This is a genomic window from Streptomyces sp. L2 (assembly GCF_004124325.1).
GTDB lineage: Bacteria > Actinomycetota > Actinomycetes > Streptomycetales > Streptomycetaceae > Streptomyces.
Genome location: NZ_QBDT01000001.1, coordinates 3,884,574 through 3,909,743, shown reverse-complemented (window position 1 = coordinate 3,909,743; position 25,170 = coordinate 3,884,574). Strand labels below are relative to the sequence as shown.

Below are 25,170 nucleotides of genomic sequence, written 5' to 3'. Positions count from 1 at the left end.
CACCATGGCTGACCAGTCCACTCCCCAGGCCCGGGCGTCCAAGGGCACCTCCCCTGCCGAGAGCGGGGGCCCCCGGTCCCGTCAGGCCGAGGGCACTCCGCAAGAGCCCACGGCCGGGCAGAGCGGCATCTCCCGCCGCGCGCTGCTCGGCACCGCCGGCGCCACCGGCCTCGTGCTCGGCGCGGCAGGCGGGGCCGTCGGATACACGGCCGCCCCGGCCCAGGCGGCTCCGCTCACCTCGATCGGCTCCGACCGTGCGCTGTTTCACGTGAAACATCAGCCCGGCATCACCGAGGACCTCCAGTCCTGCGGCCACATCATCGCCTTCGACCTGACGGCCGGTGCGGGCCGCAAGGAGGCGGCGGCGTTGCTGCGCCGCTGGTCGATGACCGCCGAGCGGCTGATGGCCGGCGAACCGGCCCCGCACCACGACACCGACGTCGCCCGGGACGCCGGCCCGTCCTTTCTGACGATCACCTTCGGCTTCGGGCACAGCTTCTTCGGCAGGACGGGTCTGGAGAAGCAGCGCCCCACCGCGCTCGACCCGCTGCCCGACTTCTCCTCCGACCACCTCGACAAGTCCCGCAGCGACGGCGACCTGTGGGTGCAGATCGGTGCCAACGACGCCCTGGTCGCCTTCCACGCCCTGCGCACCATCCAGACGGAGGCGGGCAGCGCGGCCCGCGTGCGCTGGCAGATGAACGGCTTCAACCGCAGCCCGGGCGCCACCGCCCACCCCATGACCGCCCGCAACCTCATGGGCCAGGTCGACGGCACCCGCAACCCCAAGCCCTCCGACGCCACCTTCGACCAGCGGATCTTCGTGCCCTCCTCCGGCGAACCGGCCTGGATGGCGGGCGGCTCCTACGCCGTCGTACGCCGGATCCGCATGCTCCTCGACGACTGGGAGAAGCTCTCCCTCGGCGCCCAGGAGCAGGTCATCGGGCGCCGCAAGTCCGACGGGGCGCCGCTCACCGGGGGCACCGAGACGACCCCGATGAACCTGGAGAAGGCCGACGCGAAGGGCGAGTACGTCGTCCCCTTGAACGCACACGCCCGGATCGCCCGGCCCGACCAGAACGGCGGCGCGGCGCTGCTGCGGCGCGCGTTCTCCTACCACGACGGCTACGACGCCGACGGCACACCCGACGCCGGTCTGCTGTTCATCTGCTGGCAGGCGGACCCGCTGCGCGGCTTCGTGCCCATCCAGCGCAAGCTCGATCGCGGGGACGCGCTGTCGCAGTTCATCCGCCACGAGGCGAGCGGTCTGTTCGCCGCGCCCGGCGGGGCCGCGAAGGGTGAGTACGTCGGACAGCGACTGCTGGAGGGATGACCAGGGGGACGGTCCCGGACGGTCCCGGACACGGCTGAGCGGCTGATCCGGGTTCAAACCACCCGGTCGAGTGGCTCTCGTGAGACGCGGGCGCCTCGCGTCCTCGCGGCCATTAGGGTGAGGACATGCCAGCGAGCTATGCGTATCTCGGTCCTGAAGGCACCTTCACCGAAGTCGCCCTGCGCACCCTCCCGGAGGCCGCCACCCGGGAACTGATCCCCTACGTGTCCGTGCAGTCCGCGCTGGACGCGGTGCGCGCCGGGGAGGCCGAGGCCGCGTTCCTGCCGATCGAGAACTCCGTCGAGGGCGGTATCACCACCACCCTGGACGGGCTGGTCGCCGGCGAGCCGCTGATGATCTACCGCGAGGTGCTGCTGTCGATCACCTTCGCGCTGCTGGTCCGGCCCGGCACGAAGCTCTCCGACATCAAGACCGTCTCCGCCCATCCGGCGGCCCAACCGCAGGTGCGCAACTGGCTGAAGAAGAACCTCCCGGACGCCCTGTGGGAGTCCGCCGCCTCGAACGCCGACGCCGCCCGGCTGGTCCAGGACGGGCGGTACGACGCAGCCTTCGCGGGCGAGTTCGCAGCCGCCCGGTACGGCCTGGAGGCCCTGGAGACCGGGATCCACGACGCGGAGAACGCGCAGACCCGGTTCGTGCTGGTCGGCCGGCCCGCCCGGCCCGCCGCTCCGACCGGCGCGGACAAGACCTCCGTCGTGCTGTGGCAGCGCGACGACCACCCGGGTGGCCTGCGCGACCTGCTGGGCGAGTTCGCCTCCCGCGGCATCAACCTGATGCTGCTCCAGTCCCGGCCGACCGGCGCGGGCATCGGCAACTACTGCTTCTGCATCGACGCCGAGGGCCACATCTCCGACCGGCGGGTGGCCGAGACGCTGATGGGCCTGAAGCGGATCTGCCTTCAGGTGCGCTTCCTCGGCTCCTACCCCCGGGCGGACATCACCGTGGACGACGCGCCGACCGCGCGGCAGGGCACCTCGGACGAGGAGTTCGCGGCGGCGTCCGACTGGGTGGCCCGCTGCCAGGACGGCCGGTTCTGACACTGCCGTAGACTGCTGCCAGCCGGTCCTACCTGCATATCTTCGTTATCCACAGAAGTTATCCACAGGTCAGCTTCTCGACCTGGGGACAAGTCGACACGGGAAGGCCGGTCGGTCGACAAATCACCCTGGACGTCCCGGTTGCGGCTACCGTCCGGCACCTCACCCTTCGTCCACTCGTTTCCTTTGGTTCATCTTTTGGAGCGACCCCTTTCCACCCGAAAGTGGGTGTCGCACCGGTTTGAGCGGGGAATTCTTCAGTCCGGCGCGAAGTACCGGAGTGATCAATTCCGAAATCCACAGACTTTCCACACAGCCTGTGGATAACTCTTTCGCCAGGCGGATCCCTGTGGACAACGGGCGACTCAAGTGCCGCTCCGGGCAAGGAAATCCAGTCAACCGCAGGAGCGCGCGCTGCCACCTTCCGGGGAATGGGAGGGCTTTTATTGACTCCCCTCCGAGTCATCCCGACACTCTGCGCAATTGCCCCATAACGGTACGCAAGGAGCGAGTCGCAATAGTGAGTCGTTGACGGCGACCGGGCACCGGTAGCCTTGGCTGCGTGATTGACCTTCGCCTGCTTCGTGAGGACCCCGACCGTGTGCGCGCGTCCCAGCGCGCCCGTGGAGAGGACGTCGCGCTCGTCGACTCCCTCCTGTCTGCCGACGAGCGGCGCAGGTCCTCCGGCGTCCGCTTCGATGAGCTGCGCGCCGAGCAGAAGCAGCTCGGCAAGCTGATCCCCAAGGCCTCCGGCGACGAGAAGGCCGAACTGCTGAAGCAGGCCGGCCAGCTCGCCGCCGACGTCAAGACCGCCGACGCCGAGCGCGACGCGGCCGACGCCGAGACCCAGGAACTGCTGCTCCGGCTCGGCAATCTCGTCCACCCCGACGTGCCCGTCGGCGGCGAGGAGGACTTCGTCACGCTGGAGAAGCACGGCACCATCCGCGACTTCGGCGCCGAGGGCTTCGAGCCGAAGGACCACCTGGAGCTGGGCCAGCTGCTCGGCGCGATCGACGTGGAGCGCGGCGCCAAGGTCTCCGGCTCCCGCTTCTACTTCCTCACCGGCGTCGGCGCGCTGCTGGAGCTGGCCCTGGTCAACGCGGCGCTCGCCCAGGCCACCGCGGCCGGCTTCACGCCCATGCTGACGCCGGCGCTGGTCCGCCCGCAGTCCATGGCCGGCACCGGCTTCCTCGGCCAGGCCGCCCAGGACGTCTACCACCTGGACAAGGACGACCTGTACCTGGTCGGCACGTCCGAGGTGCCGCTCGCGGCGTACCACATGGACGAGATCCTCGACGCGGGACAGCTGCCGCTGCGCTACGCGGGCTTCTCCCCGTGCTTCCGCCGCGAGGCCGGCTCGCACGGCAAGGACACCCGCGGCATCTTCCGCGTGCACCAGTTCGACAAGGTCGAGATGTTCTCCTACGTCCTCCCCGAGGATTCGCAGGCCGAGCACCAGCGCCTGCTGGACTGGGAGAAGCAGTGGCTGACCTCGCTGGAGCTGCCGTTCCGCGTCATCGACGTCGCCTCCGGCGACCTCGGCTCCTCGGCCTCCCGCAAGTTCGACTGCGAGGCGTGGATCCCGACCCAGGGCAAGTACCGCGAGCTGACCTCGACGTCGGACTGCACCGAGTTCCAGTCCCGCCGGCTGTCGATCCGGGTCCGCGAGGACAAGAAGGTGCGCCCGCTGGCCACCCTCAACGGCACGCTGTGCGCCGTACCGCGCACCATCGTGGCGATTCTGGAGAACCACCAGCAGGCCGACGGCTCCGTCCGGGTCCCCGAGGTGCTGCGGCCGTACCTGGGCGGGCGTGAGGTCCTGGAGCCGGTGTCCCGGTGACTTTCCCGTACGGGCTCGTCGCCACCGATCTCGACGGCACGCTGCTGCGCTCCGACGAGTCGATCTCACCACGCACCCGTGAAGCGCTCGCCGCGGCCACCGCGGCGGGCGCCGCGCGCATCGTCGTCACCGGCCGCGCGGTGCCCTGGACCCGGCACATCCTCGACGACCTCGGCTACGACGGTCTCGCCGTCTGCGGCCAGGGCGCGCAGGTGTACGACGCTGGGTCGCACCGCCTGCTGACCTCGGTGACCCTGGACCGGCAGCTGGCGGGGGTCGCGCTGGCCAAGATCGAGGCCGAGGTGGGGCCGCTGTACCTGGCGGCGAGCCGGGACGGGCTGGACGGGGAGGTGCTGGTCGGGCCGGGGTACGCGGTCACCGGCAAGCTGCCGGCGACGCCGTTCACCGACGCGGCCGATCTGTGGGCCGCGCCGCTGAACAAGATCTACATACAGCATCCCTCGCTGTCCGACGACGAGCTGTGCGAGGCGGCGCGGCGGGCGGCCGGCGGGTTCGTCACGGTCGCCATGGCGGGCGCCGGCATCGTGGAGCTGCTGCCGCTCGGCCTGTCCAAGGCGACGGGGCTGTCGCTGGCGGCCCGCCGGCTCGGCCTGAAGGCCGCCGACACGATCGCCTTCGGCGACATGCCGAACGACATCCCGATGTTCGCCTGGGCGGCGCGGGGTGTGGCCATGGCCAACGCCCACGAGGAGCTCCGCTCGGTGGCCGACGAGGTCACCCTCTCCAACGAGCAGGACGGCATCGCGGCCGTACTGGAGCGGTTGCTGACACCCTGACACCGGGCGCGCTGCGCGCGGCTTCCGGGTCACGTGGTGCGCTGCGACGCCGAGTGCGAGTCCGTCGTGGCTGATCGCGCCCACGCGGCGGAGCCGCATATCGACACAGCCCCGCGCCCCTTAGGGGGTTGCAGTCGCCGTCGGTTCCCAGCGCGCGCGTACCCAGCCGCGGCATCGGCTGCGGCCGTCGCGCCCACGCGGCGGAGCCGCACATCGGCACAGCGCCACGCCCCTTTGGGGCGCTTCCCTACCCAGCCGCGGGCAATCGTGCCTCCCCCAGTGCCTTAAGGGCCTGGGGGGGACCCCCAGGGCGGCACGGGTGGGCGCGGCGGCACCTCGTAGCGCCGAGTCGCGCGGCTTGCCCGCCCGCCTCGCGGCGCCGGGTTCGCGTGGCCTCCCCGTCCGCCCCAGCGCCGGGCCCTCGTCGGCCCACGCAAGCGCAGTGCAACGCTGGCGTGCTCGAAGCGGCCGACTTATCCCAGAACGGATCCCACCGGAGGTTCCCGGCGGATCGGACAGCACTACTGTGCCCGGACGGCGAGTCGAAAGCCACCTAATTAGCGGCCCCTACCGGCGCCGCCACCTGCGCCGCCGGCCCTTGCTGAAGAACCAGCCCGCCGGCGGCTCGTCGGAGCGCCACGGCTGCGGCTCGGGCGATCCGGAACGCCACCGCGCGGCCAGCATCCGCGCGCGGCCGGACGGCTCCGCAGCCTCGGCTGCCCGTATGAACGCCTCGTCCAGCACGACGTCGTCCCAGAGTTCGCTCTCGGACCCACGCCCGCCGCCCGCACCGCCCGCGCCGCTCCCCGGCGTCTCCTCTGCCATCCGCGGCCTCCTCAGCCGTACCTCCGCTGCGCCCAGTGTGACCGGACGAGGGTGAAGGCCCCGTCAAGGAGGACGGGGCCCGGCGTCCTACTCCTCGCCCGCCAGCTTCAGCGTCCGCAGCTTCTGCCCGGCGTACCAGGTGGCCAGCACGGTGACCGCCACCAGCAGCACAGTGGCGGTCGGCAGGCCGACGTCCGAGGTGACCAGGTCGCCGCCGGCCAGCTTGTGGGCGACGGCCAGCGACCACTGCTGGACGCTGAGCGTGCGCGCACCCGGCACCAGGGACCCGAACAGCGCCTCCCAGACCAGCGCGTAGACGAGTCCGAAGACCACCGCGTGCCGCGACACCGTGCCCAGCAGCAGGAACAGCGCCGAGTAGGCGATGGAGGAGACGAGCGCGGCGACCGTGTAGGCGACGGCGATCTGCTGGCCGTTGCCGTTCAGGATCAGCCCGGCGACCATCGTCGGCACGGCGGAGAACACCATGGTCACGGCGATGGCGACGATCAGCTTGGTGAAGATGATCGTGGGCCGCTTCAGAGGTTTGGACAGCAGGTAGACGACAGAGCCGTCGTCGATCTCGGGGCCGATCGCGCCCGTGCCCGCGATGACGCCGATGATCGGCACCATCGTGGCGAGCGCGAATCCGCCGAGGACGTCGGAGGCCGTCTGGTCGTCCGCTCCGGTCAGGCCGCGTACGGCCACGGAGATCACGATCAGCAGCAGCGGCAGCGCGCCGAGGATGAGGGCCCGGCGACGGCCGAGCAGGGCCCGGTAGGTGAGCCGGGCGACGGTGGGGTCGTACATCTTCGGCCTCCTACGCCGCGACCAGATACGAGAACACGGACTCCAGGGACTCGTCGGACGGCGAGACCGTGAGGAGCCGGATGCCGTGGTCCCGGGCGACCTTCGGCAGCAGGGCGGTGAAGCGGCCGAAGTCGACGGCCTGCACGAGCAGCGCGCCCTCGGCGTGGTCGACCTCGATGCCGGACGTCGACGGGTCGGCGATCAGCGCGGCCGCGAGGGCGCGGTCGTCGCTGGAGCGGACCAGGTAGCGGTGCGGCCGGTCGGTCATCAGGCGGCGGATCCTGCGGAAGTCACCGCTGGCCGCGTGGCGTCCGGCGACGACGACCTCGATGTGCCGGGCGAGCTGTTCGACCTCTTCGAGGATGTGGGAGGAGAACAGCACCGTGCGGCCCTCGTCGCCCATCCGCCGCAGCAGGTCCATGAGCTGCATGCGCTGGCGCGGGTCCATGCCGTTGAACGGTTCGTCGAGCAGCAGCAGCGACGGGTCGTGGACGAGGGCGCTCGCCATCTTCACGCGCTGCCGCATGCCCTTGGAGTAGGTGGAGATCTTCCGGTCCTGCGCGTACTCCATCTCGACCGTGGCGAGCGCCTTCTGGGCCGCCTTGGCGCCCAGGCCGTGCAGTTCGGCGTTGGCGACGACGAACTCGCGGCCGGTGAGGAAGTCGTACATCGCCTCCCGCTCGGGGACGATGCCGATGTGCCGGTAGATGGCCTCGTTGCGCCACACCGGCTGTCCGTCGAGGGTGATCGAGCCGGTGGAGGGGGCGAGGAAGCCGCCCATCATGTTGATGAGGGTGGACTTCCCGGCGCCGTTGGGGCCGAGGAGTCCGGTGACACCGGGGCCGATGGTCATCGTGATGTCGTTGACGGCGACCACGTTGCCGAACCAGCGGGAGACGTGGTCGATGCTGAGGGTTGTCACAGTCCCACCTTCTTGTAGCGGCGCACCAGGAGGCCGTAGCACGCGGCGATCACGCCGAGGGCGACCAGCACGTACGCGACGCCCTGGCCGCTGGACGGGCCGACGCCTCCGGGGAAGGAGGAGGAGCCGCCGAGGAGGGCGGACTGCACGCCGTCGATCAGGGTGACGGGCGAGAACAGGCCGATCCACGGGACGGCGCCGGTGTTGTCCTGGTGGAAGGCGATGGCCTGGAGGGTGGAGACCGCGCCGTAGGAGATGATCAGCACGGCGATCACGGCGGCGATGCCGAAGCCGCGGCGCGGGGTGACCGCGGCGATGACGAGGCCGATGCCGGCGAACAGCAGGGAGAGCAGGGCCACGGACACCAGTCCCTGGGCGAATTGCTTGGTCTCGTGGGCGAAGCCCATCTTGGCGAGCAGCGTGCCCAGGTACATGACCAGCAGGGGGCCGCCGGTCAGGATGAACAGGGCCGAGGCCAGCGCCGCGAACTTGGCGAGCACGTAGTCGGCCGTCTCGATGGGCCGGGAGAAGTACAGCGGTACGGTCTTGAAGCGCAGGTCGCGGGAGACGGACTGGGGCGCCTGCGAGGCGACGTACAGGCTGATCACGGCCTGCATGACGATCGCCCAGCGGGTGTAGGCGTGGGCGAGCGGGAGGTCGTGGGCCTTCGTCATCACCGCGACGGCGACCATGATCGCGGCGGGTACGCACATCACCGCGAACAGCAGCATCGGCAGCACCTTGGACTTCACCGAGCGGCCGAGGCCGTAGGAGCCGCGCAGGGACTGCGAGTACAGCGAGCGGCGGGCGTAGGAGCGGCCGAGGCGTGGGCCGTCGTAGCCGCGGTAGCCGATGTCGTGGATCCGGGTCTGGTCGCCGGGCGGCGCCGCCGGGGAGTGCTCAACCGCCATGGCCGACGGCCTCCTTCCGCTGCTCGTCCTGCTCGCTGTTCCCGCGGCTGTCGGTGCCGGTGGTGAAGACCTCGGCGATGTGGTGCCGGCGTTGTTCCATGCGCACCAGGCCGAGGCCGAGGTCGGCGACGACGTCGCGCACGAGGTCGTACGTCTCCTCGCCGGGGGCGGTGAGCAGCAGGATGTGTCCGGCGCCCGGCAGGCCCGCGCCCTCGGCGTGTGTGTCGATCCCGCGCGCGTGGAGCGCGTCGCGGACCGCGCGGGTGCCGTCGGGGTGGGTGTCGGTGTCGGTGACCTCGATCGCGAGGGTCGTCGTGGTCTGCGTGAAGTCCGTGGTGGAGCTGGAGCGCAGCAGTTTGCCGCCGTCGATCACGACGACGTGGTCGCAGGTGCGTTCCAGTTCGCCCAGGAGGTGGGAGGTGACCAGGACGGAGATGCCGAAGTCGGTGTGGATGCGGCGGATCAGGCCCAGCATCTCGTCGCGGCCGACCGGGTCGAGGCCGTTGGTCGGCTCGTCCAGGAAGACCAGTTTCGGGTCGTGGACGAGGGCCTGGGCCAGCTTCACCCGCTGCTTCATGCCCGTGGAGTAGCCGCCGATGGGGCGGTAGCGCTCCTCATACAGGCCGACGTGGCGCAGCGTGTCCGCGGTGCGCTCGCGCGCGGCGGTCGGCGGCAGGCCCGACATGCGTGCCATGTGGACGACGAACTCGGTGGCCGAGACGTCGGGCGGCAGGCAGTCGTGCTCCGGCATGTAGCCGACGCGCTCGCGGATGGCGGCGCCCTTCGTGGCGACGTCGAGGCCCAGGACCTCGGCGCTGCCCTCGGTGGCGGGGGACAGACCCAGCAGGATCTTGATCAGGGTGGACTTGCCGGCGCCGTTGGCTCCGACGAGTCCGGTCACACCGGCCCCGATGTCCACGGACAGCCGGTCGAGCGCGGTCACCCGGGGGAACCGCTTGCTCAGGCTTTCGGTCGCGATCACAGTCACGTCTTTGACCGTAGTGACCCCGGCCACGCCCCGCGTCAGACCTCAGAGCCGTCTTGGGGTCAGACTCCAGTAGTACGCGACCCTGAGGGAGGCCGTGCCTGAGAGTTATCCACAGTGCCGGGGGGCGGGCCTGTCGCCGGGCGGACCTGGGTTGTCCACAGGCGGGCGGACGTGGGTTTCCAGAGGCGGGCGGGCCCGGGTTGTCCACAGGCCGAGCCCCCCCTATTGACGCAGCCTCTAACAACTGTCACATTCACCAGTGTCAAGTTACGGACACGTACAGGCACGCAGCAGGTGCATGCCGGGAGCATGCCGTGTGCGTGCCGGTTGGGTACCGGATGCGTACCGGGTCGACGGACGGGGCGGCATGACGACTACGGCAGTGCGCGGCGAACGCTCCATGGAGCTGCGGGGATTCAGGCGGGTGCAGCGCCTCGCCTACGAGTGCGCGGAGGCGGTCGCGGCGCGGCTGGAGCCGGGCGTGACCGAGCGCGAGGCGGCCCGCATGCAGCGGGAGTGGCTGCGCGAGCGCGGGGTGCGGGACTGGTTCCACCTGCCGTTCGCGTGGTTCGGCGACCGCACGGCGTTCGTCAACTTCCGCGTCCCGCTGCAGTTCTTCCCCACCGACCGCCGCCTGGAGCCCGGGATGCCGTTCATCCTGGACATGGCCCCGGTGTTCGAGGGGTGCACGGCGGACATCGGCTACTCGGGCTCGCTCGGCGTCAACCCCGTGCAGGACCGGCTGATGGCCGACCTGGAGGCGCACCGCGAGCTGATCCTGCGGGAGGTGCGCGAGCGGCGCCCGCTGCGCGAGATCTACGAGGACGTGGACCGCCTCATGGTCCGCCAGGGCTACGCCAACCGGCACCGCGCGTATCCCTTCGGGGTGATCGCCCACAAGGTGGACCGGGTGAGGCAACGCCGCTTCTCGCCGCATCTCTTCGGCTTCGGCACGCAGTCCCTCAAGGGCCTGGCCGCGGACGCGCTGCACGGCCACCGGGACGGCTGGTCGCCCCTGTGGTCGCCGTACCGCTTCTCCGACCACCCGCCGCAGCCGGGCCTGTGGGCGGTCGAACCCCACCTCGGCTTCCGGGGCACGGGCGCGAAGTTCGAGGAGATCCTGGTGGTCACCGACTCCCGGGACCCCGAGGAGAGCGCCTTCTGGCTGGACGACGATCTGCCGCACGTGCGGCGCTGGGCGGAGGAGAAGTGAGTCTCAAGGGCGCGCGCGAGCGCACGGTGTCGACCGGTGGCGTCGACCTGTGCGTGGCGGAACTCGGCGACCCCGGTCAGCCGACGGTGGTCCTGGTGCACGGCTACCCGGACAGCAAGGAGGTGTGGTCCGAGGTCGCCGGCCGCCTCGCCGAGCGCTTCCACGTCGTCCTCTACGACGTCCGGGGCCACGGCCGCTCCACGGCACCCAGGCCGCTGCGCGGGGGCTTCACCCTGGCCAAGCTCACCGACGACTTCCTGGCCGTCGCGGACGCGGTCAGCCCCGGCCGGCCGGTGCACCTCGTCGGGCACGACTGGGGCTCGGTGCAGTCGTGGGAGTTCGCGACGGTGGCCCGCGCGGAGGGCCGTATCGCCTCCTTCACGTCGATGTCCGGGCCGTCCCTGGACCACTTCGGGCACTGGATCGACGCGCGCGTGAAGCGGCCGACGCCCCGCCGTGTGGGCCAGCTCCTCGGCCAGGGCGCCAAGTCCTGGTACGTGTACCTGCTGCACACGCCCAAGCTGCCGGAACTGGCCTGGCGCGGTCCGCTCGGCAAGCGCTGGCCGGGCATCCTGCAGCGGGTCGAGAAGGTGCCCGGCGGCGACTACCCGACCTCCTCACTGCCCTCCGACGCGGCGAACGGGGCCTGGCTGTACCGGGACAACGTCCGCGCCCGGCTGCGCAGGCCGCGCCCCGACGCGTACGCGCACGCGCCCGTGCAGCTCATCACCCCCCAGGGGGACGCGTTCCTGTCCGAGCGGCTCTACGACGACCTGGAGCGCTGGGTGCCGCAGCTGACCCGGCGCACGCTCCCGGCCAAGCACTGGGTCCCGCGCACCCGCCCCGACCAACTGGCCGCCTGGATCGAGGAGTTCGTGACCGCTGTGGAGGGAAACCGTCCCGCGCCGAAGACGGCCGCCCGCCATTCCGACCGCTTCGGCGGACAGCTGGTGCTGGTCACCGGCGCGGGCAGCGGGATCGGCCGGGCGACGGCGTTCGCGTTCGCGGAGGCGGGCGCGCGCGTGGTGGCCGTCGACCGCGACACGGAGGCCGCCGCCCGCACCGCCGAACTGGCCCGGCTGATCGGCGCGCCCGAGGCGTGGGCGGAGACGGCGGACGTCTCCGACGAACAGGCCATGGAGAAGCTGGCGGAGCGGGTCCACCGCGCGTACGGCGTGGTGGACGTCCTGGTCAACAACGCCGGCATCGGCCTGGCGGGCTCCTTCTTCACCACGACACCGGACGACTGGCGCAAGGTGCTGGACGTCAACCTGTGGGGTGTCATCCACGGCTGCCGGCTGTTCGGGGCCCGGATGGCCGAGCGGGGGCAGGGCGGCCACATCGTCAACATCGCGTCGGCGGCCGCGTTCCAGCCCTCCCGGACCCTGGCCGCCTACAGCACCTCCAAGGCGGCCGTCCTGATGCTCTCCGAGTGCCTGCGCGCCGAACTCGCCGCGCGGGACATCGGGGTGACCGCGATCTGCCCCGGCATCGTCAACACCAACATCACCTCCACGGCCCGCTTCACCGGCGTCGACGAGGCCGAACAACGCCGCCGCCAAAAGCGCTCCGCCCGCCTGTACGGCCTGCGCAACTACCCTCCGGAGAAGGTCGCCGAGGCCGTCCTCACGGCGGTGACGACCAACAAGGCCGTCGTCCCCGTCACCCCGGAGGCCAAGGGCTCCCACCTCCTCTCCCGCTTCGCCCCCCGCCTGTTGAGACGCCTGGCCCGCATCGAACCAAAGCTGTGACCGCGGCCCCCACTGAACTGCGGGCATGCGTGCCGCAAGGGGCGGCACGGGTGGGCGCAGCGGCACCCGGCAAGCGCCGGTGAGCGACACCCGCCCCGCCCAGCGGCAGCTCCGGCACGACCCAAGGAACCCCCACATGACCGACCCCCCGCCGAAACAGACGTACCGCATCGAGGACCTGGCGCACCACACGAACACCACGGTCAGAACCATCCGCGCCTACCAGGACCGCGGCCTCCTCCCCCGCCCCGAACGCCAGGGCCGCGCCAACCTCTACTCCACCGCCCACATCACCCGCCTCCACCAGATCGCCGACCTGCTGGACCGCGGCTACACCCTCGCCTCGATCAAGGAACTCCTCGACGCCTGGGACACCGGCCGCGGCCTGGGCGGCGTCCTCGGCCTGGTCACCGAGGTCGAGGGCCCCTGGACGGACGAGGAACCGATCCGCATCACCCGCGCCGAACTCCTCGCCCACTTCGCCGGCACCCCCGCGGACGGCCCGGCCACGCAGGCCACCGCGGGCACTACCGCGGACGCAGACGCGGGCACCACCGCAGAAGCCGTCGCAGACGCTGTCGCCGACGCCATCGACCTCGGCGTCCTGGAGCCCCTCGAAGACACCCCCGACGCCTTCCTCGTACCCAGCCCCCAAGAACTCGCCGTCGCGGCCGAACTGCACGCCTCCGGCGTCCCCCTCTCCGCCATCTCCGGGCACCTGCGGGAGTTGCGCGTCCAGGTCGAGCACATGGCCGCCCGTTTCCTGGAGTTCACCACCGAGTACGTCTTCGCCCGCTACCTCGACGACCCCGGCCACCGCACGGACGCCCACGCGGCCGAAGCGGCCACCCTCATCCGGCGTCTGCGCCCCCTCGCCCAGCAGACGGTGGACGCCGAACTGGCCCGTGCGATGCGGCACATGGCCACCCGGCACCTCAGAACGCACCTCGGCGCCGAAGCACCCGCGGCGCCGAGCACGGACACCCGCCTGGTTACCCTCCCCGGCGAGACGGTCCGCGCCGTCGAGAACCTCGTCGGCAAGGACCACGCGCCCACGTTCATCGCCCTGGCGGCCGAACGCGAGACGAGGGCTCGGGCGTTGGACGACCTGACCGCGTCAGCGGCCGCCTCCCGGGAAAACGACCTGCGTGAGCCGCCCGCCGCCGCCAAGCTGGGGGAGTGAAGGAAGAGAGAGAAGAAAGAAGAGCAGACCGGACCGGCGCGATGGACGACCGACGCACCGTCAAGGTCTCGAAGTACCTGTCGAAGCACCTGCGCCACCAGCCCGACCGTATCGGCCTCACCCTCGACCCGGCCGGCTGGGTCGAGATCGACACCCTGATCGCCGCGGCCGCCGCCCACGGCTTCCGCTTCACGCGCGAGGAACTCGACCACGTGGTGGCCGCCAATGACAAGCAGCGCTTCGCCGTCGAGGGCACCCGCATCCGCGCCAGCCAGGGCCACAGCGTCGAGGTCGACCTCGGCCTGCCCCCGGCGACCCCGCCGCCGTACCTCTACCACGGGACGGTCGCCCGCAACCTGGACGCGATCCGTGCCGAAGGGCTGCGGCCCATGAACCGGCACGACGTCCACCTGTCGGCGGACCGCGAGACCGCCACCCGGGTCGGTGCCCGCCGTGGCCGCCCCGTCGTCCTCGCGGTGGACGCGGGCGCCATGCACCGAGACGGCCACGTCTTCCACGTCAGCGCCAACGGAGTCTGGCTGACCGCCTCCGTCCCGCCCGCCTACCTGCGGTTTCCCGGGCCCCACTGACATCCGGCCACCTCGCCCGGCATGATCACTGGTATGGACCACTCATCGGACCCCGCGTCCGGCCAGACGCCGGCACCGCCGCCCTTCGCGAGCCCCCTGCCGACGACCGAAGCCGCCGTCGCCGCACTCCGGGCCCTCGCGACCGAGTACGCGCGCGAGATCGAGGTGACGCACGACATCGGCGCCGACCGGACCTCCCGCCGCAGCTCCGCCGGCATCGGCGTCACCACGGACCCGGACGGTTCGCTGCCGCACGAGGCGTACGCCGAGTTCGGCGGTCTGCCGCGGGTGAGCGTCCGGCTCTATCCGGAGGACGACGCGCTGATCACCGTCGAGGGCGTCGAGTGCCCCGACATCCCGCGCGAGGACGTGCCGGCCTTCCTCCGCTCCGTCTTCGGCGGTCTCGCGCACGTCACCGCGCGCCTCTTCCCGCCCGGCTACCGCCTCGTCGTCCCGCTGCCCGGCGACCGCGCCCACAAGGAGCACGTCCCGGGGGTCCTGCTCACCCCGTGGCTGAGCGGCCGCGTGCGGTGACCGCCTCGTCTCCCCGCGGTGGAGCCGCTTAGTCTCGGACGCATGAGTCTGCGTCTGAGCACCGTGATCCTGCCCCACCGCCGCTGGAGCGAGGGCGGCCGCTCGACCTGGGTGCGGGCCGAGCAGCTCGGCTTCCACACCGCGTACACCTACGACCACCTGTCCTGGCGCACCTTCCGCGACGGACCCTGGTTCGGTGCCGTTCCGACCCTGACCGCCGCCGCCGGCGTCACCGACCGGCTGCGGCTCGGCACACTGGTCACCTCGCCGAACTTCCGGCACCCGGTGACCCTGGCCAAGGAGCTGATCTCCCTCGACGACGTCTCCGGCGGCCGTGTCACCCTCGGCATCGGCGCCGGCGGCACCGGGTTCGACGCCACCGCGCTCGGTCAGGAGCCCTGGACCCCCCGCGAGCGCGCGGACCGGTTCGCCGAGTTCGTGCCGCTGCTGGACCGCCTGCTCACCCAGGACGCGGTGACGTACGAGGGCCGGTTCTACTCGGCGGACGAGGCGCGGAACATCCCCGGCTGCGTGCAGCGCCCCCGGCTGCCGTTCGCGGTCGCGGCCACCGGCCCGCGCGGGCTGGCGCTCGCCGCGCGGCACGGCCAGGCCTGGGTGACCACCGGCGACCCCAAGCTGTACGAGTACGGCACCCCGGAGCAGTCGGTCGAGGCGCTGCGCGGCCAGCTGCGCAAGCTGACCGACGCGTGCGCGACGGCCGGCCGGGACGTGTCCGAGCTGGACAAGGTCCTGCTGACCGGCTTCACCCCGGACCGCGGCGACCCGCTCACCTCCCTGGACGCCTTCGTGGACTTCGCCGGCCGCCACCGCGACCTGGGCTTCACCGAGATCGTGATCCACTGGCCGATCCCCGACTCGGACTTCGCCGCCGACCACAAGGTGTTCGAGCAGATCGCCCTGGAGGCACCCGCCCAGCTGAACTGAGCAGCCGAGAACCGGGCGGCCGCGGCACTACGGACCCGCGGACCTGCGTTGCCGAGGCGGGACGGACGTCATCTGTGTCTCATCTGTGCGGAGTACCGCACGGCCGTGCGTGCATATGCGCGAGAATGACCGGGTGACCTCAGCGACGCGACAGCCCGAGACCCCGGCCGCGGCCACACCCGCGCGGCTGATCGCCACCGATCTCGACGGCACCCTGCTGCGCGACGACAAGTCGGTCTCCCCGAGGACGATCGCCGCGCTGGCCGCCGCCGAGGCGGCCGGCATCGAGGTCTTCTTCGTCACCGGCCGCCCGGCCCGCTGGATGAACGTCGTCAGCGACCACGTCCACGGGCACGGCCTGGCCATCTGCGGCAACGGCGCGGCCGTGGTCGACCTGCGCGGCGGCGCCGGCACCCACCGGTTCGTGAAGGTCCGCGAGCTGGCCCGGGACAACGCGCGGGACGCCGTACGACTGCTGCGCGACGCGGCGCCCGGCACGGTGTTCGCGGTCGAGCAGACGTACGGCTTCCACCAGGAGCCGGACTATCCCAAGCTGCACATGGAGATACCCGACACCCTGCTGCCCGCCGAGGACCTCCTCGCGGCCGGCGGTCCGGGCGCCGACGAGCCCGTGCTGAAGATCCTCGCGTACCACCCCGACCTGGACCCGGACGCCTTCCTCACCCTCGCCCGCCTGGCCATCGGCGAGCGCGCCAACGTCACCCGCTCCAGCCCCAGCGCCCTGCTGGAACTCAGCGGTCCCGGCGTCTCCAAGGCCAGCACGCTCGCCCTGTGCTGCGCCGAGCGCGGCATCTCCCACGAGGAGGTCGTCGCCTTCGGGGACATGCCCAACGACGTGGAGATGCTGACCTGGGCCGGACAGTCGTACGCGATGGGAAACGCCCACCCGGACGTCCTCGCCGCCGCCTCCGGCCGCACGGTCGCCAACAACGAGGACGGCGTGGCCCTGATCATCGAACGAATGCTGGCCCAACGGGTCTAGCCCCCGCACAGAGCGCGCTCGGCAGGAGCGCCCCGCCAGGGGCGCGGGGAACTGCGCGACCAGCCCCACGACGTGCCCGCAGACGAACTCGACGTCCGAGCCGGCCACCGAACCAGCCGACCGGGATGCCGCTCAGCCCGCCCCCACCAGCGACTCCGCCGCCTCCTCCCGCCGCACCATCCGGCGCAACGGACCCGGCACCGCCGCCAACTCGGAGTACCGTCCCCGCTGCACCACCCGGCCCTCGTCGAGCACGATCACCTCGTCCACCGCGTCGAGTCCGGCCAGCCGGTGGGTGATCAGCAGGGTCGTACGGCCCTCGGTGGCGGCCAGCAGGTCGGCGGTGAGCGCGTCGGCGGTCGGCAGGTCGAGGTGTTCGGCGGGCTCGTCGAGGACGAGGACGGGGAAGTCGGCGAGGAGCGCGCGGGCCAGCGCGAGCCGCTGCCGCTGCCCGCCGGACAGCCGGGCCCCGTGCTCGCCGACGAGGGTGTCGATTCCGTCGGTCAGCGCGTCCACCCAGTCCAGCAGCCGGGCCCGGGCCAGCGCGTCGCGCAGGTCGTCCTCCGTGGCGTCCTTCCGGGCGAGCAGCAGGTTCTCGCGCACGGAGCTGTCGAAGAGGTGGGCGTCCTGGGCGCACAGCCCGACCAGCCGCCGTACGTCGTCGCCGCTCAGCGCGCGGGCGTCCACACCGGCGAGGGTGTACGAGCCCGCCTGCGGGTCCAGGAACCTGAGCAGGACCTGGGCGAGTGTCGTCTTGCCCGAGCCGGACGGTCCGACCACCGCGATCCGGCGGCCCCGTCCCAGCGTGAGATCCAGGCCGGCGAGGGCGTCCCTGTGCCCGCCCGGGTGCCGGGCGGCCAGGTCCCTGACCACGACCGGGAAGGGAGAGGCGGGCGCCTGCCGGGGCCGCTCGGGTTCGTGCACCGGCTCGGGGGCGTCCAGCACCTCGTGAACCCGCTCGGCGCTGCGGCGCACCCGCTGCCGGTAGCGCACGGCGAGCGGCATCCCCAGCACGGCTTCGAAAGCGGCCAGCGGGGTGAGCACCACCACGGCCATGGCGACCCCGTGGAGCCGTCCCTCCACCACCGCCTGGGCACCCAGCAGCGCCGTGGCGGCCACGGTCAGGCCGGAGATCAGCGCGGTGAGCCCGTCACCGAGCGCGGTGGCGGTGGCGGCGCGCGAGGCAATGCGCGTGAGGACGCCATCAGCCCGCCGGGCCCGCCGCGTACGGTCGGCCAGCGCACCGGCGACGGTCAGTTCGGCGGTACCGGTGAGCAGTTCCGCGACCCGGACGGCGAGTTCCCCGCGGGCAGGCGCCAGTCGCCGTTCCGCGCGCCTGGCCACGGCGGCGGTGATCACTGGAACACCGGCCCCGGCCGCCAGGAGGCCCACCGCGAGCCCGGCCCCGGCCGCGGGCAGCAGCCAGGCCGTGAAGGCGACGGAGGCGGCGGAGACGCCGACCGCGACGCCGGCCGGCAGCAGCCAGCGCAGCCAGTAGTCCTGCAGCGCGTCCACGTCCGCGACCAGCCGGGTGAGCAGGTCGCCCCGGCGGGCCGACCGCAGTCCGGCGGGTGCCAGCCGCTCCAGCCGCCGGTACACGGAGACCCTGGTGTCGGCCAGCATCCGCAGCACGGCGTCGTGCGACACCAGCCGCTCGGCGTACCGGAACACGGCCCGTCCGATACCGAAGGCTCGCGTCGCCGTCACGGCCACCATCAGGTACAGCACCGGCGGCTGCTGGGAGGCCCGCGAGATGAGCCACCCCGAGGTCGCCATCAATCCCACAGCACTCCCCAGCGCCAGCCCCCCGAGCACCAAGGCCAGCCCCAACCGCCCCCGCCAAGACCCACTCATCCCCCGAACCCGCCGGAACACACCACGCTGCCGCGCCCCCGAGCCACCCCCCGCCTCACCGAGCCGGGCCCCCGGCTCACCTTCCAGCGCGCCGAGCCGGTTCTCCGAGTCACCCTCCAACGCGCCGAGCCGCGCCCCCGGGTCACCCTCCAACGCGCCGAGCCGACCCCTCGCGTCACCTTCCAACGCGCCGAGCCGACCCCTCGCTTCACTTTCCAGCGTGCCGAGTCGGGCCTCCGGGTCACCATCCAGCTCACCCAGCCGACCCCTCGCTTCACTTTCCAGCGGTCCGAGTCGGGCCTCCGGGCCACCATCCAGCTCACCCAGCCGACCCCTCGCTTCACTTTCCAGCGGTCCGAGTCGGGCCTCCGGGTCACCATCCAGCTCACCGAGCCAACCCTCCGGGTCACCCTCCAACTCACCCAGCCGACCCCTCGCTTCACTTTCCAGCGTGCCGAGTCGGGTGGCGGGTGGGCGGGGACGGGGGTCCAGGGGGCGGAGCCCCCTGGGAGGCTCACCGGCGCCCCGGCCGGCCGACAACTCCCCGCCCTCCAGCCGTACAACCCGGTCCGCCACCCCCAACAGCGCAGGCCGGTGCACCACGAGCAACACCGTCCGCCCGACGGCCAGCCTCCGCACCGCCGCGACGACCTCCCCCTCCGTCCCCCCGTCCAGCGCCGCCGTCGGCTCGTCCAGCAACAACAGAGGCCGGTCGGCGAGAAACGCCCGCGCCAGCGCCAAGCGCTGCCGCTGTCCCGCGGACAGCCCGCCCCCGTCCTCCCCGAGCACCGTCTCGACACCCTCGGGCAGCGCGTCCACGAACTCCAGCGCGCCCGCGTCCCGCAGCGCCTGCCGTACGGCGGCATCGTCCGCGTCGGCCCGAGCGAGCCGTACGTTCTCCGCGATGGTCCCGGCATACAGATGCGGCCGCTGCGGAACCCAGGCGATCCGCGACCGCCACTCCTCCAGGTCGACACCCGAGAGATCGGTGCCGCCGATCCGCATCCGGCCCCCGGTGGGCCGTACGAACCCCAGAAGAACGTTGAGCAGCGTCGACTTGCCCGCACCACTCGGCCCGACCAGCGCCACCGTCTCACCGGGTTCCACGCTGAAGGACACATCGGTGACGGCGTCGGCCGACCGCCCGGGGTAGCGCACCGTCACGCCGTCGAACGCCACCGCCCCCGAGAGCACAGGCCCACACCCCGACGTCGGCACCGGCGTCTCCAGCACCGCGAAGATCTCCTCGGCGGCGGCCAGCCCCTCCGCCGCCGCGTGGAACTGCGCGCCCACCTGCCGCAGCGGCAGATAGGCCTCGGGTGCCAGCACCAGGATGACGAGACCGACGTACAGGTCCATGTCCCCATGGACGAGCCGCATGCCGATCGTCACGGCGACGAGCGCGACGGACAGGGTGGCGAGCAACTCCAGCGCGAACGAGGACAGGAAGGCGATCCGCAGGGTCCGCATCGTGGCCTGGCGGTATTCGCCGGTGATCCGGCGGATGGAGTCGGCCTGCGCCTTGGCCCGCCCGAAGACCTTCAGCGTGGGCAGCCCCGCGACCACGTCCAGGAAGTGACCGGACAGCCGGGAGAGCAACCGCCACTGCCGGTCCATCCGTGACTGCGTGGCCCAGCCGATCAGCATCATGAACACGGGGATGAGGGGCAGCGTGCCGACGATGATCGCCGCCGACACCCAGTCCTCGGTGACGATCCGCGCCAGCACCGCCACCGGTACGACGACGGCGAGCCCCAACTGCGGCAGATAGCGCGAGAAGTAGTCGTCGAGGGCGTCGACCCCGCGCGTGGCCAGGGTGACCAGCGAGCCGGTCCGCTGACCGCTCAGCCATCCGGGGCCCAGCGCAGCCGTCCGGTCGAGCAGCCGCCCGCGCAGTTCTGACTTCACCGCGGCGCTCGCCCGGTGGGCCGCGAGCTCGGTGAGCCAGGAGACCAGCGCCCGGCCGCCCGCCACAGCCGTCAACAGCAGCAGGGGCCTCGCCAGTTCAGCGGCCGTTCGGCCGTGCTGGAAGGCACCGACCACGACCTCGGCGATGAGCATTGCCTGGCCGATGATCAGCACGGCCCCGATCGCGCCCAGGACCACGAGGGCCACCAGGAAGAGCCGGGTGGCCCGGGCGTAGCGGAGGAGTCGCGGATCGATCGGTTTCACGTGAAACACGCCCTTCGGTCCAGGGATGGTGTTTCACGTGAAACACGGGTCATCGTGAAACACCCTCCCCGTCAAACTCAGTGCGCGGAGGCGTCCGGCGCGATGTGCTGCGTCCCGATGCGCTTGCGGAACACCCAGTAGGTCCAGCCCTGGTACAGCAGCACGAGCGGTGTGGCGACCGCCGCCAACCAGGTCATGATCTTCAGGGTGTACGGGCTCGACGAGGCATTGGTGACCGTGAGGCTCCAGTTCGCGTCGAGCGTGGACGGCATCACGTTCGGGAACAGCGACAGGAAGAGCATCGCCACGGCCGCCACGATGGTGAGGCCGGACAGCGCGAACGACCAGCCCTCACGTCCCGCCTGGTTGGCCACCAGCGCGGCGACCAGCGCGGCGACCGCCACGATCAGGGCCACCAGGCTCCTGCCGTTCCCGCTGTGCGCCTGGGTCCAGAGCAGGAAGCCCAGGGCCAGGACAGCGGTGACGAGTCCGACCCGCAGCGCCATTGCGCGGGCCCGCAGCCTGATGTCGCCGACGGTCTTGAGCGCGGTGAACACCGTCCCGTGGAAGGTGAACAGGGTGAGCGTCACCAGGCCGCCGAGGAGGGCGTACGGGTTGAGCAGGTCGGCGAGGCTGCCGACGTACTCGAAGTGCTGGTCGATCTTCACGCCCCGCACGATGTTCCCGAAGGCCACGCCCCAGAGGAAGGCCGGGATCAGCGAGGTCCAGAAGATCGCCGTCTCCCAGTTGCGCTGCCAGTTCTCCTCGGGCCGCTTCGCCCGGTACTCGAAGGCCACGCCCCGGACGATCAGGCAGACCAGGATGACCAGCAGCGGCAGGTAGAAGCCGGAGAAGAGGGTGGCGTACCAGTCGGGGAAGGCCGCGAAGGTCGCGCCGCCCGCCGTCAGCAGCCAGACCTCGTTGCCGTCCCAGACGGGTCCGATGGTGTTGATCAGTACCCGGCGCTCGGGCCGGTTCCGGGCGAGCAGCTTGGTGAGGATGCCGACACCGAAGTCGAATCCCTCCAGGAAGAAGTAGCCGGTCCACAGGACGGCGATCAGGACGAACCAGACGTCGTGAAGTTGCATGACTGTTCCCTCCGCCTAGTACGAGAAGGCCATCGGCTTGTCGGCGTCCTGGCCGGTGCCGCCGATCTTCGTGGGCGGGTTGAGGTCGGCGTCGGTCAGCTCGGGCGGACCGGCCTTGACGTACTTGGTGAGCAGCCTGACCTCGACGACGGCCAGGATGGCGTAGAGCGACGTGAGGACGATCATCGAGGTGAGGACCTCGCCCTGGGAGACACCGGGGGAGACCGCGTCCCGGGTCTGCAGGACGCCGTAGACGACCCACGGCTGCCGGCCCATCTCGGTGAAGATCCAGCCCCAGGAGTTGGCGATCAGCGGGAAGGCCAGGGTCCAGGTGGCGATGCGCCAGTACCAGGGGGTGAGCCTCGGGCTGAGCGCCTTGTTCCGGAACAGCACGAGGTTCGGCACCTCGTCGTCCCCGACCCGCAGGTGCTGTGGCAGCAGGAACTTCTTGCGGGTCAGCCAGAGCCCGGCCAGGCCGATGGCGAAGGAGGCCATGCCGAAGCCGATCATCCAGCGAAATCCCCAGAACGCGACCGGGATGTTGGGCCGGTAGTCGCCGGGCCCGAACTTCTGCTGTTCGGCCTTGTTGACGTCGTTGATGCCGGGGACTTCGGAGGTGAAGTCGTCGTTGGCGAGGAAGGACAGCAGGCCCGGGATCTCGATGGCCACGGTGTTGTGGCCCTTCTCCACGTCGCCGTAGGCGAAGATCGAGAACGGTGCGGGCTTCTGCCCGTCCCACAGCGCCTCCGCCGCCGCCATCTTCATGGGCTGCTGCTTGAACATGACCTTGCCGAGCACGTCACCGCTGACCGCGGTGAGCAGTCCGGCGACGACCACGGTGACCAGGCCGAGTCGCAGCGAGGTCTTCATCGTGCGGATGTGCTTCTTGCGGGCCAGGTGGTAGGCCGAGATGCCCACCATGAAGGCGCCGCCGGTCAGGAAGGCCGCCGAGAGGGTGTGGAAGGCCTGGCTGAGCGCGGTGTTCTGGGTCAGCACGGCCCAGAAGTCGGTCAGCTGGGCGCGTCCCCGCACCTTGTCGATCTTGTAGCCGACGGGGTGCTGCATCCAGGAGTTGGCCGCGAGGATGAAGTAGGCCGACAGGATCGTGCCGACGGAGACCATCCAGATGCAGGCCAGATGGATCTTCTTGGGCAGCTTGTCCCAGCCGAAGATCCACAGTCCGATGAAGGTGGACTCGAAGAAGAAGGCGATCAGGGCCTCGAAGGCGAGCGGGGCGCCGAAGATGTCTCCGACGAAGCGCGAGTAGTCCGACCAGTTCATGCCGAACTGGAACTCCTGCACGATGCCGGTGACGACGCCCATCGCGATGTTGATCAGGAAGAGCTTGCCCCAGAACTTGGTGGCCCTGAGGTACTTCTCCTTCTCCGTGCGCACCCAGGCGGTCTGCAGTCCGGCCGTGAGGGCGGCCAGAGAGATCGTCAGGGGGACGAACAGGAAGTGGTAGACGGTGGTGATGCCGAACTGCCAGCGCGCCAGTGTTTCCGGCGCCAGAGCCAGGTCCACGTCGTCACTCTCCTTACTTCGCCGTGGTACAGCGGCGTGATGCCCCCTTTTGTCAGGTACATAAGGGAGCAAGCGGAACGCGCTTGTGAACGCGTTCACATTCACAAGCTATTATGACGTACCGATTTTCGACGCGAGGCAGGGGGGTCCCCCTTGACCTCAGCGTCAACCCCTTGGCAAGAAATTCAACAGCTTGTTGAATTGCGTCTCATGCAGATACGAATCTCCTGGCCCGCCGGCCAGCTCACCGCGACGCTCGACGACACACCCACCACGCAGGCCCTGCAGAAGGCACTGCCGCTCATCTCCTCGGCACACACCTGGGGAGAGGAGGTCTACTTCGACACAGGTGTGTCTGTTTCACGTGAAACAGACGCCCGGCAGGTCGTCGAGCCGGGCACGGTGGCGTTCTGGACGGACGGCGACGCCCTCGCCCTCCCCTACGGCCCCACGCCCATCTCCCGGGGCGAGGAATGCCGCCTCGCGAGCCCCTGCAACGTCCTCGGACACCTGGACGGCGACCCCAGGGTCCTGGCGACCGTGCGGGACGGAGACCCCGTACGCGTAGAGGCCGTCAACGACTGAGCCCCGCACAGGGCGGGGCTCAGTCGGCGGAAAACCGCCTGCCAGAAAGCCTTGCAAGCCCTCGCTGAAGGCCTGACGGCGCGCTCAGAACTCCTTGCGGAACGCCTCCGCCACCTTCAGGAAGATGTCGTTCGCCTCGGTCTCGCCGACCGTCACCCGCACACCCTCGCCCGGGAACGGCCGGACCACCACACCGTGCTCCTCGCAGGCAGTCGCGAACGCCGCCGTGCGCTCCCCCAGTCGCAGCCACACGAAGTTCGCCTGGGTCTCCGGCACGGTCCAGCCCTGGGCGCGCAGCGCGTCGACCACGCGCGTGCGCTCGCACACCAGTGAGCCCACCCGGCCCAGCAGTTCGTCCTCGGCACGCAGCGAGGCGACGGCCGCGTCCTGCGCGAGCTGGCTCACGCCGAACGGCACAGCCGTCTTGCGCAGCGCCGCGGCGACCGGTTCGTGGGCGATCGCGAAACCGACGCGGAGCCCGGCGAGGCCGTACGCCTTGGAGAAGGTGCGCAGCACACAGACGTTGGGCCGCTCCCGGTACAGCTCGACACCGTCGGGCACCTCGGGGTCACGGATGAACTCCCGGTAGGCCTCGTCCAGGACCACCAGCACATCGCCGGGGACCCGGTCCAGGAACCGCTCCAGCTCCGCCCTCTGCACCACCGTGCCGGTCGGGTTGTTGGGGTTGCAGACGAAGATCAGCCGCGTCCGGTCGGTGATGGCCGCCGCCATGGCGTCCAGGTCGTGCACATCGCCCGGCGTGAGCGGGACCCGCACGGACCGGGCGCCGCTGATCTGCGTGATGATCGGGTACGCCTCGAAGGACCGCCAGGCGTAGATGACCTCGTCGCCGGGGCCGCTGGTTGCCTGGAGCAGCTGCTGGGCGACGCCCACCGAACCGGTACCGGTCGCCACGTGGGAAGCCGGCACACCGAAGCGCTCCGACAGCTCGTTCATCAGCCCGGTGCAGGCCATGTCGGGGTACCGGTTGAAGTCGTGGGCCGCCGCGGTCACGCTCTCCATCACGCCCGGCAGCGGCGGGTACGGGTTCTCGTTGGAGGACAGCTTGTACGCGACCGGGCCACCGGCCGCGGCCGGCTTGCCCGGCTTGTAGGTGGGGATCCCCTCCAGCTCGGCGCGCAGCTTGGGGCTCGTCTCGCTCACCGCAGTCCTCCTCGTGACCACCGGCGGCCCGTCGACGCCGCCGGCTTCCAATACTGCTCACCTTATGAGGATTCGGCCCCGCT

The 25,170-nt window shown here is 71.2% G+C and carries 21 protein-coding genes; 12 read left to right on the top strand and 9 right to left on the bottom strand.

Annotated elements, in window-relative coordinates; all coding sequences use genetic code 11:
• Positions 1-4 precede the first annotated feature (4 nt).
• From efeB to DBP14_RS17215, 4 genes are all read left to right on the top strand, one after another.
• Positions 5-1,333 carry an iron uptake transporter deferrochelatase/peroxidase subunit gene (efeB, locus tag DBP14_RS17230; RefSeq protein ID WP_129308088.1) on the top strand — a complete coding sequence of 443 codons (1,329 nt, stop codon included), beginning with the start codon at positions 5-7 and terminating at the stop codon, positions 1,331-1,333.
• Positions 1,334-1,458: 125 nt separating this feature from the next.
• A complete protein-coding gene (gene pheA / locus DBP14_RS17225; protein ID WP_129308087.1) occupies positions 1,459-2,391 on the top strand; it encodes a prephenate dehydratase in 933 nt (310 codons plus the stop codon).
• Between the two features lie 562 nt (positions 2,392-2,953).
• A complete protein-coding gene (serS, locus tag DBP14_RS17220; protein ID WP_129308086.1) occupies positions 2,954-4,231 on the top strand; it encodes a serine--tRNA ligase in 1,278 nt (425 codons plus the stop codon).
• Entirely contained in the window at positions 4,228-5,028 is an 801-nt protein-coding gene (locus tag DBP14_RS17215) for a Cof-type HAD-IIB family hydrolase (RefSeq protein ID WP_129308085.1), read from the top strand. The genes serS and DBP14_RS17215 overlap by 4 nt, the downstream gene beginning before the upstream one ends.
• 567 nt (positions 5,029-5,595) lie before the next feature.
• Here DBP14_RS17215 and DBP14_RS17210 read toward each other — a convergent pair.
• From DBP14_RS17210 to DBP14_RS17190, 5 genes are all read right to left on the bottom strand, one after another.
• The gene (locus DBP14_RS17210) at positions 5,596-5,853 is read right to left on the bottom strand and encodes a hypothetical protein (RefSeq protein ID WP_129308084.1); all 258 of its coding nucleotides are present in this window, start codon (positions 5,851-5,853) and stop codon (positions 5,596-5,598) included.
• Positions 5,854-5,940: 87 nt separating this feature from the next.
• Entirely contained in the window at positions 5,941-6,660 is a 720-nt protein-coding gene (locus DBP14_RS17205; protein ID WP_129308083.1) for an ABC transporter permease, read from the bottom strand.
• Positions 6,661-6,670: 10 nt separating this feature from the next.
• On the bottom strand, positions 6,671-7,582 hold the full coding sequence (locus DBP14_RS17200) for an ABC transporter ATP-binding protein (RefSeq protein ID WP_129308082.1): 912 nt from the start codon (positions 7,580-7,582) through the stop codon (positions 6,671-6,673).
• Positions 7,579-8,493 (bottom strand): ABC transporter permease subunit, encoded by a 915-nt coding sequence (locus tag DBP14_RS17195; protein ID WP_129308081.1) that lies wholly within the window; start codon positions 8,491-8,493, stop codon positions 7,579-7,581. Before DBP14_RS17195 ends, DBP14_RS17200 begins: the two co-directional genes overlap by 4 nt.
• Entirely contained in the window at positions 8,483-9,475 is a 993-nt protein-coding gene (locus tag DBP14_RS17190; protein WP_129311915.1) for an ABC transporter ATP-binding protein, read from the bottom strand. The genes DBP14_RS17195 and DBP14_RS17190 overlap by 11 nt, the downstream gene beginning before the upstream one ends.
• A 373-nt stretch (positions 9,476-9,848) precedes the next feature.
• Here DBP14_RS17190 and DBP14_RS17185 point away from each other — a divergent pair, with 373 nt between their 5' ends.
• The 7 genes from DBP14_RS17185 to DBP14_RS17155 all read left to right on the top strand — a co-directional run bounded on the left by DBP14_RS17185 (position 9,849) and on the right by DBP14_RS17155 (position 16,700).
• Positions 9,849-10,694: a M24 family metallopeptidase gene (locus tag DBP14_RS17185; RefSeq protein WP_129308080.1), complete on the top strand. Its 846-nt coding sequence runs from the start codon at positions 9,849-9,851 to the stop codon at positions 10,692-10,694.
• On the top strand, positions 10,691-12,445 hold the full coding sequence (locus DBP14_RS17180; protein ID WP_129308079.1) for an SDR family oxidoreductase: 1,755 nt from the start codon (positions 10,691-10,693) through the stop codon (positions 12,443-12,445). Before DBP14_RS17185 ends, DBP14_RS17180 begins: the two co-directional genes overlap by 4 nt.
• Positions 12,446-12,581: 136 nt before the next feature.
• The gene (locus tag DBP14_RS17175) at positions 12,582-13,628 is read left to right on the top strand and encodes a MerR family transcriptional regulator (protein WP_129308078.1); all 1,047 of its coding nucleotides are present in this window, start codon (positions 12,582-12,584) and stop codon (positions 13,626-13,628) included.
• Positions 13,629-13,669: 41 nt separating this feature from the next.
• The gene (locus tag DBP14_RS17170; RefSeq protein WP_129308077.1) at positions 13,670-14,218 is read left to right on the top strand and encodes an RNA 2'-phosphotransferase; all 549 of its coding nucleotides are present in this window, start codon (positions 13,670-13,672) and stop codon (positions 14,216-14,218) included.
• A gap of 33 nt (positions 14,219-14,251) precedes the next feature.
• Complete coding sequence (locus tag DBP14_RS17165) at positions 14,252-14,752, top strand: hypothetical protein (protein ID WP_241740948.1); 501 nt, start codon at positions 14,252-14,254, stop codon at positions 14,750-14,752.
• Between the two features lie 42 nt (positions 14,753-14,794).
• Entirely contained in the window at positions 14,795-15,697 is a 903-nt protein-coding gene (locus DBP14_RS17160) for an LLM class flavin-dependent oxidoreductase (RefSeq protein WP_129308076.1), read from the top strand.
• A 115-nt stretch (positions 15,698-15,812) separates the two neighbouring features.
• A complete protein-coding gene (locus DBP14_RS17155; RefSeq protein ID WP_206739284.1) occupies positions 15,813-16,700 on the top strand; it encodes an HAD-IIB family hydrolase in 888 nt (295 codons plus the stop codon).
• Between the two features lie 132 nt (positions 16,701-16,832).
• Here DBP14_RS17155 and cydD read toward each other — a convergent pair whose 3' ends face one another.
• From cydD to DBP14_RS17140, 3 genes are all read right to left on the bottom strand, one after another.
• Positions 16,833-20,726 carry a thiol reductant ABC exporter subunit CydD gene (gene cydD, locus DBP14_RS17150; RefSeq protein WP_129308074.1) on the bottom strand — a complete coding sequence of 1,298 codons (3,894 nt, stop codon included), beginning with the start codon at positions 20,724-20,726 and terminating at the stop codon, positions 16,833-16,835.
• Positions 20,727-20,803: 77 nt separating this feature from the next.
• Complete coding sequence (cydB, locus tag DBP14_RS17145; RefSeq protein ID WP_129308073.1) at positions 20,804-21,814, bottom strand: cytochrome d ubiquinol oxidase subunit II; 1,011 nt, start codon at positions 21,812-21,814, stop codon at positions 20,804-20,806.
• Positions 21,815-21,829: 15 nt separating this feature from the next.
• A complete protein-coding gene (locus DBP14_RS17140; protein ID WP_129308072.1) occupies positions 21,830-23,338 on the bottom strand; it encodes a cytochrome ubiquinol oxidase subunit I in 1,509 nt (502 codons plus the stop codon).
• Positions 23,339-23,548: 210 nt separating this feature from the next.
• On the opposite strand from DBP14_RS17140, the gene DBP14_RS17135 reads away from it, so the two are divergent.
• The gene (locus DBP14_RS17135; protein WP_129308071.1) at positions 23,549-23,923 is read left to right on the top strand and encodes a cyclophilin-like fold protein; all 375 of its coding nucleotides are present in this window, start codon (positions 23,549-23,551) and stop codon (positions 23,921-23,923) included.
• Between the two features lie 84 nt (positions 23,924-24,007).
• Here the strand turns inward: DBP14_RS17135 and hisC are convergent, their stop codons facing one another.
• Complete coding sequence (gene hisC, locus DBP14_RS17130) at positions 24,008-25,087, bottom strand: histidinol-phosphate transaminase (protein ID WP_129308070.1); 1,080 nt, start codon at positions 25,085-25,087, stop codon at positions 24,008-24,010.
• Positions 25,088-25,170 lie beyond the last annotated feature (83 nt).

Bases quoted from the DNA above. Each gene is read 5' to 3' on its own strand.
- pheA (WP_129308087.1), top strand. From the start codon at position 1,459: ATGCCAGCGAGCTATGCGTATCTCGGTCCTGAAGGCACCTTCACCGAA.
- DBP14_RS17210 (WP_129308084.1), bottom strand. From the start codon at position 5,853: ATGGCAGAGGAGACGCCGGGGAGCGGCGCGGGCGGTGCGGGCGGCGGG.
- DBP14_RS17175 (WP_129308078.1), top strand. From the start codon at position 12,582: ATGACCGACCCCCCGCCGAAACAGACGTACCGCATCGAGGACCTGGCG.
- cydB (WP_129308073.1), bottom strand. From the start codon at position 21,814: ATGCAACTTCACGACGTCTGGTTCGTCCTGATCGCCGTCCTGTGGACC.
- efeB (WP_129308088.1), top strand. From the start codon at position 5: ATGGCTGACCAGTCCACTCCCCAGGCCCGGGCGTCCAAGGGCACCTCC.
- DBP14_RS17160 (WP_129308076.1), top strand. From the start codon at position 14,795: ATGAGTCTGCGTCTGAGCACCGTGATCCTGCCCCACCGCCGCTGGAGC.
- DBP14_RS17155 (WP_206739284.1), top strand. From the start codon at position 15,813: ATGCGCGAGAATGACCGGGTGACCTCAGCGACGCGACAGCCCGAGACC.
- DBP14_RS17135 (WP_129308071.1), top strand. From the start codon at position 23,549: ATGCAGATACGAATCTCCTGGCCCGCCGGCCAGCTCACCGCGACGCTC.
- DBP14_RS17195 (WP_129308081.1), bottom strand. From the start codon at position 8,493: ATGGCGGTTGAGCACTCCCCGGCGGCGCCGCCCGGCGACCAGACCCGG.
- DBP14_RS17170 (WP_129308077.1), top strand. From the start codon at position 13,670: ATGGACGACCGACGCACCGTCAAGGTCTCGAAGTACCTGTCGAAGCAC.
- DBP14_RS17205 (WP_129308083.1), bottom strand. From the start codon at position 6,660: ATGTACGACCCCACCGTCGCCCGGCTCACCTACCGGGCCCTGCTCGGC.
- DBP14_RS17185 (WP_129308080.1), top strand. From the start codon at position 9,849: ATGACGACTACGGCAGTGCGCGGCGAACGCTCCATGGAGCTGCGGGGA.
- DBP14_RS17165 (WP_241740948.1), top strand. From the start codon at position 14,252: ATGGACCACTCATCGGACCCCGCGTCCGGCCAGACGCCGGCACCGCCG.